Genomic DNA, 16,012 nt, shown 5'->3' with positions numbered 1-16,012 from the left:
TGCGTTTCAAACAGGCTGCCTTAAGTAACCCTAAGTAACCCTAAGTAACCCTAAGTAACCCTAAGTAACCCTAAGTCACCCTTAGTAGCTCTTAAGAGTTGAGCGCCCGACCCTCGACGGCCAAACAAGCCTCTTTGACCACCTCGGCCAAGCTCGGGTGTGCGTGCGAGCTGCGCGCGACGTCTTCCGAGCTTCCCCAGAATTCCATCGCGACGGCCAATTCGGCGATCAGGTCGCCGGCCTGCGGGCCCAGGATATGGGCGCCGAGGATGCGGTCGGTCTTGGCGTCGGCCAGGACTTTGACGAACCCGTCGGTGTCGTTGATGGCGCGGGCGCGACCGTTGGCGCGGAACATGAACTTGCCGGTCTTGTACTCCACGCCCTCTTCGTCGAGCTGTGCGGCGGTCTTGCCGACGCTGGCGATCTCGGGGTGGGTGTAGACCACGTCGGGCACCGCTTCGTAGAGCACGTGCGAGCCCATGCCGTTCATGCGCTCGACGGCGACCACGCCCTCGTGCTCGGCCAGGTGGGCGAGCATGGGGCCGGGGATGACGTCGCCGATGGCGTAGACGCCCTCGACGCTCGTCTCGTAGTTGCCGTCGACGTGGATGAAGCCGCGATCGTCGGTCTCCAGCCCGATATTCTCCAGGCCCAGACCTTCGGTGTACGGCGAGCGACCCACGGCGACCAGAAGCTTGTCGCCGGTGAGCGTCTCGGTCTTCTCTTCGTCGTCGCGCGGCTGGTAGCTCACCTCGACCTGGCCGTCTTTGACCTCGGCGCCGGTGACCATCGCGTTCATGACGAACTCGAGGCCCTGCTTTTCGAAGATGCGCTTGCCTTTCTTCATCACCTCTTTGTCGGCACGACCGCCCAGAATCTGGGGGAGGTACTCGATGACGGTGACTTTGGCGCCCAGGCGCGACCAGATGGAGCCCATCTCGAGTCCGATGACGCCGGCACCGATCACAATGAGGTGCTCGGGGACTTCGTCGAGCTCGAGGGCCCAGGTCGAATCGAGGATATGCTCGTCGTCGAACTCGATGCCGGGAAGCTGCGAGGGCTTCGAGCCGGTGGCGATCAAGATCTTCTTGGTCTCGAGCGTCTTGGTGTCGCCGTCGTTGAGATCGACCTCGACGGTATTCTTGTCCTTGATGGTCGCGAACCCGTGGATGCCGTCGATCTTGTTCTTGCCGAACAGGAAGTTGACGCCGTTGGCCGAGTCCTCGACGACCTTGCGGCGGCGCGCCTGCATCTTGTCGAGGTCGAGCTCGACCTCGCCCACGTTGATGCCGTGGTCGGCAAGCGCGTGGTTGACCTCGGCGAACCTTTCGCTCGAGTCGAGCAGCGCCTTCGACGGGATGCACCCGACGTTGAGGCAGGTGCCGCCGTAGCTGTCGTACTTCTCCACGCAGGCCACGTTCATGCCGAGTTGAGCAGCACGAATGGCGGCGATATAGCCGCCGGGGCCCGAACCAATGACTACTAGATCGTACATTGTAAAACCTTTTAGATTTCGAGAAGAATCCGCTCCGGATTCTCGATGCACTCTTTGAGACGCACCAGGAACGACACGGCTTCACGTCCGTCGATGATGCGGTGGTCGTAGCTCAGCGCCAGGTACATCACCGGGCGGATGACCACTTCGCCGTCGACGGCGACGGGGCGCTCGACGATGTTGTGCATGCCCAAGATGCCGCTCTGCGGCGGGTTGAGGATGGGCGTGGAGAGCATCGAGCCGTAGATGCCGCCGTTGGTGATCGAGAAGGTGCCACCCTGCAGATCTTCCATCGTCAGGGAGTTGCTCTTCACCTTGCCGACGAGCTCGTTGATGGTCAGCTCGACCTCGGCGAAGCTGAGCTGGTCGGCATTCTTGATGACCGGGACGACCAGGCCTTTCTCGCCGCCGCCGACGGCCACGCCGATATTGTAGTAGTTCTTGTAGACGATCTCGTTGCCGTCGATCTCGGCGTTGACCGCCGGGTAGGCCTTGAGCGCCTCGATGGCCGCTTTGACGAAGAAGCTCATGAAGCCGAGCTTGACGTCGTACTTGTCGAGGAACTTCTGCTTGTACTTCTTGCGAAGCTCCATGACGCCGCTCATGTCGGCCTCTTGGAAGGTCGTCAGCATGGCCGCGTCTTGCTGCGCGGAGACCAGTCGCTTGGCGATGGTCTGGCGAAGCCGGCTCATCTTGACGCGCTCTTCGGTCTGCTGCGTCTCGACCTGCGGGGCGCGGCGCACTTCGACGCCGGCGTCGGCGGGCTTCTTCTTGGCCTTGCCGCCCTCGACGTGGGCGAGGACGTCGCCTTTGAGGATGCGCCCGTCGGGGCCGCTGCCCTCGATGTCGGACGGGTCGAGGTTGTGCTCTTCGACCAGGCGGGCGACCGCCGGGCTCAGGCCCTCGTGAGTCTCGACCGGCTCGGCAGCCTTTTCGGCCGTCTCGGCTTCGGCTTCGACGGTCTCTTCGGCTTCACCGGCGCCTTCGGGAGCCTCGCCGGGCTCGATCTCGGCGATCACTTCGCCGACGGCGACGGCATCATCGATGTCGGCCTTGAGCGCGGTGATGGTCCCCGACACCGGCGACGGCACCGTGATAGTGATTTTGTCGGTCTCCAACTCGACGAGGACCTCGTCCTCGGCGATGTAGTCGCCCTCTTTTTTCTTCCACTCGGCGACGTAGCCTTCGGTGACCGATTCTCCCAGCGACGGGACCTCGACGGTAACGCTCATGGGTTGCCTCTTTGGCTCGCGGTGCGTCGACGCACCGGCTGATTACATCTACTTAATTACAAAGAAATTTGGAGTTGTGCGTGCGACTGCGAATCGCACCCTCACGCAAACCACGGGCAGTCTACGCGCTTAGTGCTAGGTTTCAAGGGGAGAGTGGAGATTTAGGAAGTGGTGGGTTCTTGGCGCCCCCCATCCGCCCTTCGCTTCGCTACGGGCACCTTCCCCCGGGGGAAGGGCTGCCTTAGCTTTTCTGGACCACGTAGCTTTTCGCAGGGGCATCCCTTCCCCTCGGGGAAGGTGCCTCGCGCGTCGTACAGCGCGAGGCGGATGGGGGGCGACGCAAAGCAAGGCTCTCGCCCATTGCTCAGTCGCCGAACGCCTCACGCACCAGGGTCGCCTGCTCGATGTCGTGGGCCTCCGGCGAGCCGGTCGCCGGGCTGGCGCTGGCGCGACGGCCCACGTAGCTGGGCATATGCTCGGGGCCGAGCACGTCGAGCAGCCGCGGGAAGATGTACGTCCAAGCGCCCATATTCTTGGGCTCTTCTTGGACCCAGACCACCTCTTCGCGGTTGGAGAACTTGGCGAGCGCCTCTTCGAGCTTGGCCTCGCGCAGCGGGAAGAGCTGCTCGACGCGCAGAATCGCGGTGTCGAAGTGCTCGTTCTCGGCACGGTAGCTGGCCAGGTCGTAGTAGACCTTGCCCGAGCACAGGATGACGCGCTTGGCCTTCTTCGGGTCGACGCGCTCGTCGGTCTCACCCAAGATCGGCTGGAAGCTACCCTCGCTCAGATCTTCGAGCGTGGAGGTCGCGTCGCGGTGGCGCAGCAGGCTCTTGGGGGTCATGACGATGAGCGGCTTTCGGACCGCGCGCATCATGTGCCGGCGCATCATGTGGAAGTACTGCGCCGGGTTGGTCGGGTTGCACACGAACATGTTGTCTTCGGCGCAAAGCTGCAGGTAGCGCTCCAGACGCGCGCTCGAGTGCTCGGGGCCCTGGCCCTCGTAGCCGTGCGGAAGCAGCATGACCAGACCGCTCAAGCGCTTCCACTTGTCTTCGCCCGAGCTGATGAACTGGTCCATGATCACCTGAGCGCCGTTGGAGAAGTCGCCGAACTGCGCTTCCCAGATCGTCAGGCCGTCGGGGTAGTCGAGGCTGTAGCCGTACTCGAAGCCGACCACGGCCGCCTCCGAGAGCAGGCTGTTGTAGACCTCGAGCTCGCCCTGCTCGTCTTGAAGGTGGCGCGCCGGCCAGTAATCGAGGCCGGTCTCGGCGTCGAAGACCGCCGCGTGGCGGTGGCTGAACGTGCCGCGGATGGCATCTTGGCCGCTCATGCGAATCGAGTGGTTGTCGGTCAGCAACGTGGCGTACGCCAGCGCTTCGCCCATGCCCCAGTCGAGCGGCTTATTGCCGGTGGCCATCTCCTTGCGCGTCTTGAGTAGACGCTTGAGGGTACGGTGGGGCGTAAAGTCGTCGGGGACCTCGGAGAGCAGCGTGCCCAATTCTTCGAGGCGCTCGCGAGCGACGGCGGTCTCGACTTCGGCCGTGGCGTCGACGTCGCCACCCTCGTAGGGCTCCCAGAGCCCGTTCATGGTGTCGACGGTCTTCTTTTTAGGCGAGGTGTGCACCTTCTCGAAGGTCCTGGAGTACATCTCCATGCGCTCGTCCCAGCGCCGGTCGGCCTCCTCTTGGTCGATGACGCCCTCTTCGAGCAGTTCCTGGGTGTACTTCTTGCGCACGGGGGCCAGGCCCTCGATGCGCTGGTACATGACCGGCTGGGTGTAGCGCGGCTCGTCGCCCTCGTTGTGGCCGTACTCGCGGTAGCAGACCAGGTCGATGATGACGTCCTCTTGGAACATCTGGCGGTACTTGGCCGCCAGCTTCATCACGCGCACGCACGCTTCCGGGTCGTCGCCGTTGACGTGGAAGATGGGCACCGACAGCATCTTGGCGACGTCGGTGGCGTAGGTCGTCGAGCGGCCGTCTTTGGGCTCGGTGGTAAAGCCGATCTGGTTGTTGATGACGATGTGGATCGTGCCGCCCACGTTGTAGGCGTCGAGCCGGCTCAGGTTGAGCGACTCGGTCACGATACCCTGGCCGCTGAAGGCGGCGTCGCCGTGCATGAGCACCGGCACGATCTCCTCGCGGGCGAGCGCATCGCCGCGACGGTGCTGCTTGGCGCGGGCGCGGCCCTGGACGACCGGGTTGACGAACTCGAGGTGGCTCGGGTTGAAGCACAACGACAGGTGCAGGTTGCGCCCCGAGGTCGTCTCGAAGTCGCTCGAGTAGCCCATGTGATATTTGACGTCGCTCGAGCCGATATACTCCTCGGGCTCGGGGCTGCGCTCGAACTCCGAGAGCATCGCATCGGCCGGCTTGCCCATGATGTTGTGCAGCACGTTAAGCCGGCCGCGGTGCGCCATGCCGAAGATGATCTCCTCGGCGCCCAGACGGCCCAACTCGTTGAGCATGGCGTCGAGCATCGGGATGAGCGTGTCACCGCCGGTGATCGAGAAGCGCTTGGCACCCACGTACTTCTTGTGCAGGAACGACTCGAAGGAGTCGGCCTCGATGAGGCGCTGCAGGATGCGCTTCTTCTCGTCGGCGCCGTCGATGGACGCGTAGCTATTCTTTTCGATCTGCTCGCGCAGCCAGGAGCGCGACCGAGACACGGGCATGTCCTGGTACTCGACGGCGATCCCGTCGCAGTAGAGCTGCTTGAGGCGCTCGAGCACCTCGCGCAGCGAGCTGGTCTCGTTGGAGCCGAACAGCGGCTCGCAGCGCACGGGCGTGTCGAGATCGCTGTCCGAGAAGCCGTAGGTGGCCGGATCGAGTTCGGGCGGCGCCGGCGGGCGGCTTCGGTCGAGGGGGTCGATCTTGGCGATCAAGTGGCCATGAAGACGGTACGCGCGCACGAGAGCTTCGATACGCGCGGCAAACCCCTCGGTGCGCCCCGGCGCGCCGACGGTGGTGTTGTGCACCTTGTCGACGTAGACCGCCTCGCCGTTCGAGTTGCCGTTGGTCGTGGTCGTGCCCGACCGAAAGATCGTGCGCGGCCGAAACGACGGCTTCTGCTTGGCGGCGCCGCGATCGGCCAGATACTCATCGAACACCGGCTTCCAGCTCGGATCGACCGAGGAGGGGTCGTCCAGGTACTGAGCGTACAACTGTTCGATATAGGTGAGGTTATCGCCTGTAAATTCGGTCTTTTCCGAAGGTTGGTCAGTCACGGCGTCGTGTCTCGTTTGTGGCATTAATGTTGGTACAGCGGTCCACGAATTTTCCCGAACAACATGGCGCATGGTGGGGGCAGGGTCAAGAACATCGGTGAGGAGGATCGTGGGGATGGCTACGTTTACGGTCACGGTTACGGGTCCGGTTACGGTCACGGATTACGGTCACGGTCACGGATTACGGTCACGGTCACGGTCACGGATTACGGTCACGGTCACGGATTACGGTTACGGTCACGGATTACGGTCACGGTCACGGGTCCGGCACCCGGCGACCGGCGACCGGCGGCCGGAAACCGGATCCGGAAACCGGCGACCGGAAACCGGCGACCGGAAACCGGATCCGGAAACCGAAACCGAAACCGTGACCGTGACCGGCGCCCCAGCTTGCGTGTCTTTTGCAAGGCACACGCCTTGCCCAAACACGTGCGGGGCCCGAGACGGACCCCGCGACGACGAGGTGCCAGACACCGTGTTGTGGTCGGCGAACCCGTCCATCGAGGCCCACGAAGTGGGTTGACGGTGAGGTGTCAGTCACCGTGTTGTGCGGCCGTGATCGTCGTCGTGATCGTGATCGGCCGTTTGTCTCGCCGCGAACGACAACCGCCGATCACGACGACGATCACGATCACGGAGCGGTCGACGCGGTGTCAGGCGCCGTGTTGTCGCGTGTCTGAAGCAAGGCACACGCCTTGCGCGAACACGTGCGGGGCCCGAGACGGACCCCGGCGGCCGGGGACGACCGCGCCCCGACCGTCAACGCAGCGCATCAACAAAGATGTGCGGGATGGCGTCGACGAGGTGTCAGGCACCGTGTTGCGGCACGCGGAGCGGCTGCTTGCTGCCCGCGGAGCCCTCGCCGGTGCAGCCCCAAGGCTCTCCTTGGGGTCGGGCGTGCGATTCCTCAACGCCGACCAACCCCTGCTTAGCAAAACAAGTGGGCAAGCCCCGGCTCCGCATCGGCAAATGAGATGTGTGGGATGATCAGACGGTCACGGTCACGGGTTCGGCACCCGGCGACCGGAAACCGGCGACCGGCGACCGGAAACCGAAACCGAAACCGAAACCGTGACCGGCCTCCCCAAAACAGACGATGGGGCCCGAACGCAAAGCTGTTCGGCGCTTCGGATGGTCTGAAAGAAAGGTGTGCGCGCCGACGACAACACCTTCTAGTCGTCACACCGATTGTCACTTCTCGAGTTTCCCCCCCGCCCCGAAACCTTATTACTCGGGAGTGTCCGCGCGATCCGACGCGTTGCACAGATGTCTCGGCGGTGCGCAATGAGGGCAGGGCGCGCAACGTGCTGAATTCCCCCCACTCTATAGCTTGACACCCGTAAATCACGCGTGTTAGTTCCGCCGCGCGTTCTCCGGAGGGCTCGTCGAAGCCTTCTGGCGCAGCGCTAGAGGCTGCATCTTGGTAGTTCTTTTCAAAGCCGAGAGCCGGTGATGTTCAATACAATGGCCACCATTTCCGCCAGTCAAGTCGCCCCTGTGATGGCGGCTGCTGCTATCGATGTCGATGGAACGATCATCGTTCAGATGATCTTGTTCTTCTTCGTGCTTTTCTTCCTGCACTTCGTGCTCTTCCGCCCCTATCTACAGGCGGTCGACGCGCGCGAAGACGGGGTGGAAGGCGCCCGCGAAGAGGCCGCCGAGATGGAGACGCGCGCCGGGCGGGTGATCGAAGAGTACGAAGAGAAGATGCGCCAGGCGCGTCGTGACGCCCAGGACGTGCGCGAGTCGCTTCGCAACCAAGGGATCCAAAAGCAAAACGACATGGTCCAAGAGGTGCGCGAAGAGATTCAGGGCAAGCTCAAAGAGGAGCGCGATCGGATCGCCAAGAAGGTCGATTCGGCTCGATCCGACATCGAGAAGCGCGCCCAGGGCCTGGCCGACGCGATGACCGCCAAGATTCTTCCGAGCTAACGAGCCACCTGTTTGCTAGCAGTCGTGGCTCGCTAGCAGTAGTGGACGCGAGTTTACCAGAGGCTGAACCGATGAAATTTCGAGCCCCAACTCCCGTTAAATTGGCAGTGCTGGCCGGTTGTGCCGTGCTGCTGTTCGCCCAGCCGGCTTTCGCCGCCGCAGGTGGCGGCCACGGCTTCCCGTGGGGAAGCTGGATCGTCAGCATCATCAACCTGCTGATCTTCCTCGGGATCATCTACAAGTTCGGTGGCGAAGGAATCACCAATTTCTTCAAAACCCGCCGCGAGACCCTCATCCATGATCTGGAGGAGGCTCGCAAGCTTCGCGAAGAGGCCGAGGCCCGTCTCGAAGAGTACACCGCGCGGCTCGACGCGCTCGAAGACGAGCGCAAAAAGCTGCTCGAGGAGTACCACGAGCAGGGCGAGCGCGAGAAAAAGCGCATCGTCGAAGAGGCCAAGACGCAGGTCGAGAAGATGCGCGCCGACGCCGAAGTCACCATCGAACAAGAGGTCAAAAAGGCGATCGCCGACCTGGAGCGTCAGGTCGTCGATCTGGCCGTCGGCATGACCGAGACGATGGCCCGCGAGAAGCTCGACGGCGGCACGCAGAAGACGCTGGTCGACAATTACGTCAGCGAGCTTTCGACCCTGGATTCCGGCGACTCCGAGCGCGCCGCATAAGTTTAGGACGGTGCGCACGGGCCGAAGCGTCGGCCTCGCGCGCCAACTTCAAGGAGTAAGTCCTCATGGCAGGCGAACCGGTAGCAAGACGATACGCTCAGGCGCTGTTGGACATCGGCGTCGAGCAAAACAATTACGAGAAGCTTCGCGATCAGCTCGACGAGCTCGCCGAGATCTACGGGCAGAGCAAGCCGTTTCGCACCGCGTTGCTCAACCCGAGCATCGGGCTCGACGAGCGCCGCAAGATCGTGCGTGCCATCGCGCAGAAGCGCGGCTGGCACCAGATGATCACCAACTTCGCTTTGCTCCTGCTCGATAACGACCGCTTCCGGCTCGTGCCCACCATCGCACGCACCTTCGGCGAGCGTGTCGACGAGAAGGCTGGCAACATTCGCGCCAAGGTGACCAGCGCGGTCGACCTAAACGAAGCGCAAAAAAGCAATATCCGAAAAGCCCTCGGCGAGATCACCGGCAAGAACGTGTTGCTGGAGACCGACGTCGACGAGTCGTTGCTCGGCGGTGCGGTCACCCGCATCGGCAGCATGGTGTACGACGGGTCGATCCGAAGCCAGATCGAGCGGCTGCGAGAGAGCATCTTGGCCGAGGTCTGAACCCCGGCATCCGATAGATTTTAAAGAGTTGTCACAGAGATAAACGGGCCAGCCTCAAGGCCCCCCGAAACAGGAAGGACGATGGACATCAATATCGAAGAGATCAGTTCCATCATTAAGGACCAGATCGAGAACTACGATAAGCGTGTCGAGGTCGAAGAGACCGGCACTGTCATCTCGGTGGGCGACGGTATCGCGCGTATCTACGGGCTGGAGTCGGCGCAGGCCGGCGAATTGCTCGAGTTCCCGCACGGTGTCTTCGGCATGGTTCTGAACCTCGAGGAAGACAACGTCGGTGCGGCGCTTCTGGGTGAAGACACCAAGATCGTCGAGGGCGACGAGGTCAAGCGTACCGGTCGTATCACCGACGTGCCGGTCGGCCCCGAGCTTCTGGGACGCGTGGTCAACCCGCTGGGCCAGCCCATCGACGGCAAGGGCCCGCTCGACGCCAGCGAGCGTCGTCGCGCCGAGGTCAAGGCTCCCGGCATCATCGAGCGTAAGTCGGTCCACGAGCCGCTGCAGACCGGCCTCAAAGCTATCGATTCGATGGTCCCCATCGGCCGTGGCCAGCGCGAACTCATCATTGGTGACCGTCAGACGGGCAAGACTGCGGTCGCCGTCGACACGATCATCAACCAGAAGGGCCTCGACGTGAAGTGCATCTACGTCGCGGTGGGCCAGAAGGAATCGACGGTCGCTCAGGTCGTCGACCGCCTGCGCCAGCACGGCGCCCTCGAGTACACCACGGTCGTCAACGCAGGCGCGTCGGACCCGGCGCCGCTGCAGTTCCTGGCGCCGTACGCCGGTGTCGCCATGGGTGAGTACTTCCGTGACAACGGCCAGCACGCCCTGATCATCTACGATGACCTCTCCAAGCAGGCTGTCGCCTATCGCCAGCTTTCGCTGCTGCTTCGTCGCCCGCCCGGCCGCGAGGCGTATCCCGGAGACGTCTTCTACATTCACAGCCGCCTGCTCGAGCGCGCCGCGAAGATGAGCGACGAGGAAGGCGCCGGTAGCCTGACCGCGCTGCCGATCATCGAGACCCAGGCAGGCGACGTCTCGGCGTATATCCCGACCAACGTCATCTCGATTACCGATGGTCAGATCTTCCTGGAGACCGACCTGTTCAACGCCGGTGTCCGCCCGGCGATCAACGTCGGTATCTCGGTTAGCCGTGTCGGTGGTGCCGCCCAGATCAAGGCGATGAAGAACGTCGCCGGTACCCTGAAGCTCGACCTGGCTCAGTTCCGCGAGCTGGAGGCGTTCTCGCAGTTCGCTTCCGACCTCGACGAGACGACCCAGCGTCAGCTGGCCAAGGGTGAGCGCTTGGTCGAGATCCTCAAGCAGGGTCAGTACCAGCCGCTTCGCGTGGGCAAGCAGATTCTGATCATCTTCTCGGCCAACGCCGGCTACCTGATGAAGCTCGACGTCGCCGATCTCAAAGAGTACGAGAACGGCCTGTACGACTTCGCCGAGAGCAAGGACCCCGAGATCTGGAGCAAGATCGAAGGCGACGGCAAGTTCGGCAAGAAGATCCGCACGGAAAATCAGTCCGACGTGACCGCTCACGCCCTGGAGATTCTCGACGAGTACACCGAGAACTTCTTGGCCGGCAAGCAGACGGCAGCGGCGGAATAAGCAGATGAGTTGCCCCGTCGCGCGATCACGCTGCGCCGGGGCAACCCATTAGAATTTAGATGCCCAAGTAGAGGGCGCTTCGATTGCTGCAGGGCCCTCTACATGAGCAATTAAGGTTTTAGGGGTTGCGTATCGACCGATTGGTTCGATAGGCGCCTCAACTAGAAGTAGGCAACAAGCCATGCCTAGCCTGAAAGACATCAAGACGCGGATTAACTCCGTCAAAAACACCCAGAAGATCACCAAGGCGATGAAGATGGTCGCGGCGGCCAAGCTCAACCGAGCCCAGAGCTCGGTGCAGGCCGCTCGGCCCTACGCCCACAAGATGCACCAGGTGATCTCGAACCTCGTGGCGCGCGCCGAAGAGGGGTCGCACCCGCTCTTGGAGCAGCGTGACCCGGTCGACAAGGTCCTCGTGTACGCGATCGCCAGTGACCGCGGCCTGTGTGGTGGGTTCAACTCGTACCTGTTCCGCGGCGTCGAGAACTTCATCCGCGACGAAGAGCTCAGCGGAGAAGAGGTCGCCGTGGTGACCGCCGGTCGCAAGTCGCGCGACTACTTCCGGCGCAGCAAACATGAGGTCGAGAAGAACTTCATGGATGTGGTCGACGGCCCGGGCTACGACGAGGCCAAGCGCCTCGCCAAGCACGCAACCAAGCAGTTCCTGACCGGCGAGTACGACGCGGTCTACGTGGCCTACAACGAGTTCGTCTCGGCCATCGAATACAACACGCTCGTCGAGCCGGTCCTGCCGCTGTCCAAAGAGATCTTCGGCGCCGGTGAAGCCGACGGCGAAGAGGCCGAAGAGGGCATGGGCGCCTCGGAGTATATCTACGAGCCCGATGAAGAGGGACTCTTGGCGCAGACGCTCCCGGGCTATGTCGAAGTAAAGTTTTTGCAGGCGCTCCTCGAGTCCTACGCCGCCGAGCAGGGCGCGCGTATGACGGCGATGGACAACGCGACCAGCAACGCCGAAGACATGATCGACAGCCTGACCACCCAGTACAACCGGGCGCGTCAGGCCTATATCACCAAAGAGATCTGCGAGATCGTCAGTGGAGCCGAGTCGCTCAAAGGCTAACAGCGGAGCGGGGGCTTGCCCCCAGCGGAGCCCTCGCCGGTGCAGCCCCAAGGCTTGCCTTGGGATCGGGCGCGGCAAACGGCACCAACGCCACATATACCGAAGTCAACGTAGTAGTTACGCAATAGATTCAGGAGAAAGACAATGACCACCGAAGCCGCATCCAGCCAGGGGCCCGCCGCCAAAGGGGTCCAGGAAGGCGCCAAGTTTGGCGAGATTCGCCAGGTCATGGGACCGGTCGTCGACGTGGCGTTCCCTTCGGACGCCGTGCCGCCGATCATGTCCTCCCTCAAGGTCACCAACGAGTTGCTCGGCGAGGACCAGTGGAACTTGGTCCTCGAGGTCGCGCAGCACTTGGGCGAAGGCGTCGTTCGTACCATCTCGATGGACTCGACCGACGGTCTGACCCGCGGCGCCAAGGTCATGAACACCGGCGACCCGATCACCGTGCCGGTCGGCCGTGAAGTGCTCGGTCGCATCCTCAACGTCACCGGCGACCCGGTCGACGGCGTGCGCATCTTCGAGCTCAACGACGGCACCACCGTGCGTGGCACCCTCGAGGGCGAGAGCGACACCGCCTACACCGTCCAGGTCCGTGGCACCACCCACGACACGCTCGACGAAATCGAAGAGAAGCAGATCTCGAAGACCAACGTCAAAGAGATCAAAGAGACCGAGGCCACCCAGCGTTGGCCCATCCACCGCAAGGCGCCTTCCTTCGAAGAGCAGGCAGTCGCCACCGAGGCGTTCGAGACGGGCATCAAGGTCATCGACCTGCTCGCTCCCTACGCTCGTGGTGGTAAGGTCGGCCTGTTCGGCGGCGCCGGCGTCGGCAAGACGGTTCTCATCCAGGAGCTCATCAACAACATCGCCCTCGAGCACGGTGGTTTCTCGGTGTTCGGCGGCGTCGGTGAGCGTACCCGTGAGGGTAACGACCTGTACTTCGAGATGATGGAAGCCGGCGTTCTGGCTCCCAACGGCGACTGGGACAACTCCAAAGTTGCCCTGTGCTTCGGTCAGATGAACGAGCCCCCCGGAGCGCGTGCTCGCGTCGCCCTGTCGGCTCTGACCATCGCCGAGTACTTCCGCGACGAAGAGGGCCAGGACGTGCTCCTCTTCATCGACAACATCTTCCGCTTCACCCAGGCCGGCTCGGAGGTCTCCGCGCTTCTCGGTCGTATCCCGTCTGCTGTCGGTTACCAGCCCACGCTGTCGACCGAGATGGGTGACCTTCAGGAGCGGATTACCACGACCCAGAAGGGCTCGATTACCTCGGTCCAGGCGGTCTACGTGCCGGCTGATGACCTTACGGACCCGGCTCCGGCGACCACCTTCGCTCACTTGGACGCGACCACGGTTCTCTCGCGTCAGCTCGCCTCGCTGGGTATCTACCCCGCGATCGACCCGCTCGATTCGTCCTCGACGATTCTGGCTCCCGAGGTCGTCGGCGAAGAGCACTACGAAGTCGCTCGCCGCGTCCAGGAGACGCTGCAGCGCTACAAGGAGCTGCAGGACATCATCGCCATTCTCGGCATGGACGAACTGTCCGACGAGGACAAGCGTACCGTCGAGCGCGCGCGTAAAATCCAGCGCTTCCTGTCGCAGCCGTTCCACGTCGCCGAGCAGTTCACCGGTATGCCCGGTAAGTACGTCAAGCTCGAGGACACCATCGCCGGCTTCAAGGCGCTTCTCAACGGCGAGGTCGACGACCTTCCCGAGCAGGCGTTCTACCTGCAGGGCACCCTCGACGACGTCAAGAAGAAGGCCGAAGAGCTCGCGGCGCAGAGTTAAGCAGATGCAAGTCAGCCGGCGCGTGCGCGCGCCGGCTGATTCGCCGAACGTTTTTTGTAAGGTTGAGTCATGGCTGCAGAGCAAATCAAATTGGAAGTCGTCACGCCCGAAAAGGCGGTGCTCAGCGAGGACGTCGACGAAGTCGTCCTGCCCGGCTCCGAGGGTCAAGTCGGCATCCTGCCGGGCCACCTTCCGCTTCTGACCGGATTGGGCATCGGCGAGATGGTCATCCGTAGCGAGGGCGGCGAGCGTCGCTTCTTTGTCGACAAAGGCTTCGCCGAAGTCCTCGACGACAAGGTCAGCGTGCTCACCCAGGGCTGCGAGGGCGTCAGCGACATCGACATCGAGCACGCCCAGGAAGAAATCACCGTCGCCGAGGAAGAGATCGCTCGCCTCGAGGCGCAGACTGAGGTGGCCGAAGACGAGGAGGAACTCCTCGAGCGCTACCGCGAATCGCTCAAGCGTGCGCGCACCCGTCTGGTGGTCGCCAGCGAGGGCGAAGATCGGGCCTAACCAGGCCAACACGGACCAGTTCCGGAACTGAATGAATTAAATTGGATGGTTGTGTGAATGGCGGCGCCTTTCGGGGCGCCGTTTTTGTTTGTCCGCGCCTCGCCGCGGGACCCGAGGCCGGACGAGAAGGGACCTGGGTCGCTCAGATCACTGCCTCGTGTCGGAGGAGGTCGGGTTCGGGGCGAATCCATCCCGGCCCGAGGCCGGACGAGAAGGGGCCAGAGCCCCTCCGTTTCCGGCCTTGCGTCGGACGAGGTCGGGCTCAGGGCGAATTCATCCCGGCCCGAGGCCGGACGATCTCGGACCCGAGTGCCTCACAACGCGGCCACAGGTCTCACGGCGTCGCGCAAAATCGATCGCAGCGTGACCTTGGGTCATGTAAGCGTCGCGAAAAATGGCTCGAAGGGGTGACCTTGGGTCATGTAAGCGTCGCAAAAAGTTGCTCGAGGGGTGACCTGAGGCTGGAATGAGAGCGGTCGAGCCGCGAAGAGCCCGACCCGAGGCCGGAACAACACGCTCTCGAGCCCTCGGTCTCGTGACCCGAGGCCACGAGGGGTGCGACTTCAGTCGGAAGTATCGTGACCCGGGGCCGCACAGGCTGGGGTCAACACGGCCCCGTGACCACCGACGAGGGCAAGATGCCCCGCACCCAGTGTTCGGTGCGGGTGCTTCCAGCGCTCGCAGGCGAGGGCAAGATGCGCCCGCACCCATGACCCGTATGCAAATCCCGAGCGGGTCATCGTCGAGCTCGAGCTCGTCGACGAAGATGGCGTGGCGGAGGTGATCGAGACGACGAACAACCACCCCTTCTGGGTGGACGGCAAGGGCTGGACGCGTGTCGACCAGCTACGTACGGGCGACCAAGTGCCCAGCGGTGACGGATCGAGCTTGACCGTCGCGAGCGTGTTTCTGACGCAGCGGGTCGAGACGGTCTACAACTTTGCCGTCGACGACTTTCGCTCGTACTTTGTCGGCGAGAGTGGGGCGTGGGTACATAACTGCAAGTTCAAGCGTCCGAAGAAAGTGCGCTCAGTGCATGGAGTGACCGGAAAATTTCGCAATAAGCGATATAACTACCGAATCGACACAAATCCTGGAGCGGTCGCGCCAGGAGAAGGCAGGTTTCACATTCACATCTATCGACGAGACGTAGAGGTGGCCAAGGTGGCTGGTACCGGAGCATTTGCTAAAACGCACGGAGGCACCGTCCTCAGGAAGCCAAGCGAGCTACCGAAGACCGTCCGAAATGACATCAATCGATTAGTAGAACATGTTCAGAAGAATCTTGACTGATCCAGGAAATGGCGATCTGGTGCAAGTTTGGGATGTGAAAATGCGCGTCATATTTGCAAGGTAGACCAGTCTTGAAGTTCTGGGAGAAGCAACATGGAAGACGAAGAAAAGGCTCGTCGAGAGTACCTGAATGGAATGCAGGCTTTTGACGAAGAGCGGTATGAGCTGGCACTTCGTTACTTTCGCGAGTCGAGCCGAATCGACGAACACTTCAAGACGTGGCAACGGATTGCACAAGTACTGGAGAAACTTGGGCGTGCAACGGAAGCGGAAGAGTACTATGAGCGTGCGCACCAGGCGAATCCCGCGAATTCTCAGGTTGCCGTCGACTATGCTCGTGTACTGCTAGCCAATCAGAGAGTTGATGAGGCTCTTGAGTTGCTGGAGGACGTGCTCCGGGCGAACACTACTTACGGCGCAGCCAAGAAGCTCATCGCACAGGTCGAGGAAGAACGTGGAAGTGCTGAGGGGACCTGATAGACGAAAGGCACGGGTCGGATACCTGCTGGCTGCGCTTTGC

At 62.5% G+C, this 16,012-nt stretch carries 11 protein-coding genes and 1 pseudogene; 9 read left to right on the top strand and 3 right to left on the bottom strand.

Going from position 1 to position 16,012, the window contains the following annotated elements:
• Positions 1-91: 91 nt before the first annotated feature.
• The 3 genes from lpdA to FIV42_RS08600 all read right to left on the bottom strand — a co-directional run bounded on the left by lpdA (position 92) and on the right by FIV42_RS08600 (position 5,953).
• Positions 92-1,495 (bottom strand): dihydrolipoyl dehydrogenase, encoded by a 1,404-nt coding sequence (lpdA, locus tag FIV42_RS08610; RefSeq protein WP_141197280.1) that lies wholly within the window; start codon positions 1,493-1,495, stop codon positions 92-94.
• Between the two features lie 11 nt (positions 1,496-1,506).
• Complete coding sequence (gene odhB, locus FIV42_RS08605) at positions 1,507-2,727, bottom strand: 2-oxoglutarate dehydrogenase complex dihydrolipoyllysine-residue succinyltransferase (protein ID WP_141197279.1); 1,221 nt, start codon at positions 2,725-2,727, stop codon at positions 1,507-1,509.
• 364 nt (positions 2,728-3,091) lie between these two features.
• Complete coding sequence (locus tag FIV42_RS08600) at positions 3,092-5,953, bottom strand: 2-oxoglutarate dehydrogenase E1 component (RefSeq protein WP_222615418.1); 2,862 nt, start codon at positions 5,951-5,953, stop codon at positions 3,092-3,094.
• Between the two features lie 1,452 nt (positions 5,954-7,405).
• Here FIV42_RS08600 and FIV42_RS08590 point away from each other — a divergent pair.
• From FIV42_RS08590 to FIV42_RS08545, 9 genes and pseudogenes are all read left to right on the top strand, one after another.
• The gene (locus tag FIV42_RS08590; protein WP_246099093.1) at positions 7,406-7,885 is read left to right on the top strand and encodes an ATP synthase F0 subunit B; all 480 of its coding nucleotides are present in this window, start codon (positions 7,406-7,408) and stop codon (positions 7,883-7,885) included.
• A gap of 71 nt (positions 7,886-7,956) precedes the next feature.
• Positions 7,957-8,565, top strand: a complete 609-nt coding sequence (atpF, locus tag FIV42_RS08585) for a F0F1 ATP synthase subunit B (protein ID WP_141197275.1) — start codon at positions 7,957-7,959, stop codon at positions 8,563-8,565.
• Positions 8,566-8,630: 65 nt separating this feature from the next.
• On the top strand, positions 8,631-9,176 hold the full coding sequence (atpH, locus tag FIV42_RS08580) for an ATP synthase F1 subunit delta (protein ID WP_141197274.1): 546 nt from the start codon (positions 8,631-8,633) through the stop codon (positions 9,174-9,176).
• 81 nt (positions 9,177-9,257) lie between these two features.
• Entirely contained in the window at positions 9,258-10,814 is a 1,557-nt protein-coding gene (gene atpA, locus FIV42_RS08575; RefSeq protein WP_141197273.1) for a F0F1 ATP synthase subunit alpha, read from the top strand.
• A 181-nt stretch (positions 10,815-10,995) separates the two neighbouring features.
• Positions 10,996-11,895, top strand: a complete 900-nt coding sequence (gene atpG, locus FIV42_RS08570) for an ATP synthase F1 subunit gamma (protein WP_141197272.1) — start codon at positions 10,996-10,998, stop codon at positions 11,893-11,895.
• A gap of 228 nt (positions 11,896-12,123) precedes the next feature.
• Positions 12,124-13,686, top strand: coding sequence for a F0F1 ATP synthase subunit beta (gene atpD / locus FIV42_RS08560; RefSeq protein WP_390619653.1), 1,563 nt, complete (start codon positions 12,124-12,126; stop codon positions 13,684-13,686).
• Positions 13,687-13,755: 69 nt separating this feature from the next.
• The gene (gene atpC, locus FIV42_RS08555) at positions 13,756-14,199 is read left to right on the top strand and encodes an ATP synthase F1 subunit epsilon (RefSeq protein ID WP_141197271.1); all 444 of its coding nucleotides are present in this window, start codon (positions 13,756-13,758) and stop codon (positions 14,197-14,199) included.
• 723 nt (positions 14,200-14,922) lie between these two features.
• Positions 14,923-15,492, top strand: a pseudogene (locus tag FIV42_RS08550) (polymorphic toxin-type HINT domain-containing protein); the annotation flags it as partial.
• A 93-nt stretch (positions 15,493-15,585) separates the two neighbouring features.
• Entirely contained in the window at positions 15,586-15,969 is a 384-nt protein-coding gene (locus FIV42_RS08545; RefSeq protein WP_141197269.1) for a tetratricopeptide repeat protein, read from the top strand.
• The last annotated feature ends 43 nt before the right edge of the window (positions 15,970-16,012 follow it).

Source organism: Persicimonas caeni (assembly GCF_006517175.1).
GTDB classification, from domain to species: domain Bacteria; phylum Myxococcota_A; class Bradymonadia; order Bradymonadales; family Bradymonadaceae; genus Persicimonas; species Persicimonas caeni.
Note: the sequence above shows the minus strand (reverse complement) of the source record. Positions and strands in the feature narration are given on the sequence as shown.

Bases quoted from the DNA above. Each gene is read 5' to 3' on its own strand.
- lpdA (WP_141197280.1), bottom strand. From the start codon at position 1,495: ATGTACGATCTAGTAGTCATTGGTTCGGGCCCCGGCGGCTATATCGCC.
- atpH (WP_141197274.1), top strand. From the start codon at position 8,631: ATGGCAGGCGAACCGGTAGCAAGACGATACGCTCAGGCGCTGTTGGAC.
- atpD (WP_390619653.1), top strand. From the start codon at position 12,124: ATGGGACCGGTCGTCGACGTGGCGTTCCCTTCGGACGCCGTGCCGCCG.
- atpA (WP_141197273.1), top strand. From the start codon at position 9,258: ATGGACATCAATATCGAAGAGATCAGTTCCATCATTAAGGACCAGATC.
- atpG (WP_141197272.1), top strand. From the start codon at position 10,996: ATGCCTAGCCTGAAAGACATCAAGACGCGGATTAACTCCGTCAAAAAC.
- atpC (WP_141197271.1), top strand. From the start codon at position 13,756: ATGGCTGCAGAGCAAATCAAATTGGAAGTCGTCACGCCCGAAAAGGCG.
- FIV42_RS08590 (WP_246099093.1), top strand. From the start codon at position 7,406: ATGTTCAATACAATGGCCACCATTTCCGCCAGTCAAGTCGCCCCTGTG.
- FIV42_RS08545 (WP_141197269.1), top strand. From the start codon at position 15,586: ATGGAAGACGAAGAAAAGGCTCGTCGAGAGTACCTGAATGGAATGCAG.
- atpF (WP_141197275.1), top strand. From the start codon at position 7,957: ATGAAATTTCGAGCCCCAACTCCCGTTAAATTGGCAGTGCTGGCCGGT.
- odhB (WP_141197279.1), bottom strand. From the start codon at position 2,727: ATGAGCGTTACCGTCGAGGTCCCGTCGCTGGGAGAATCGGTCACCGAA.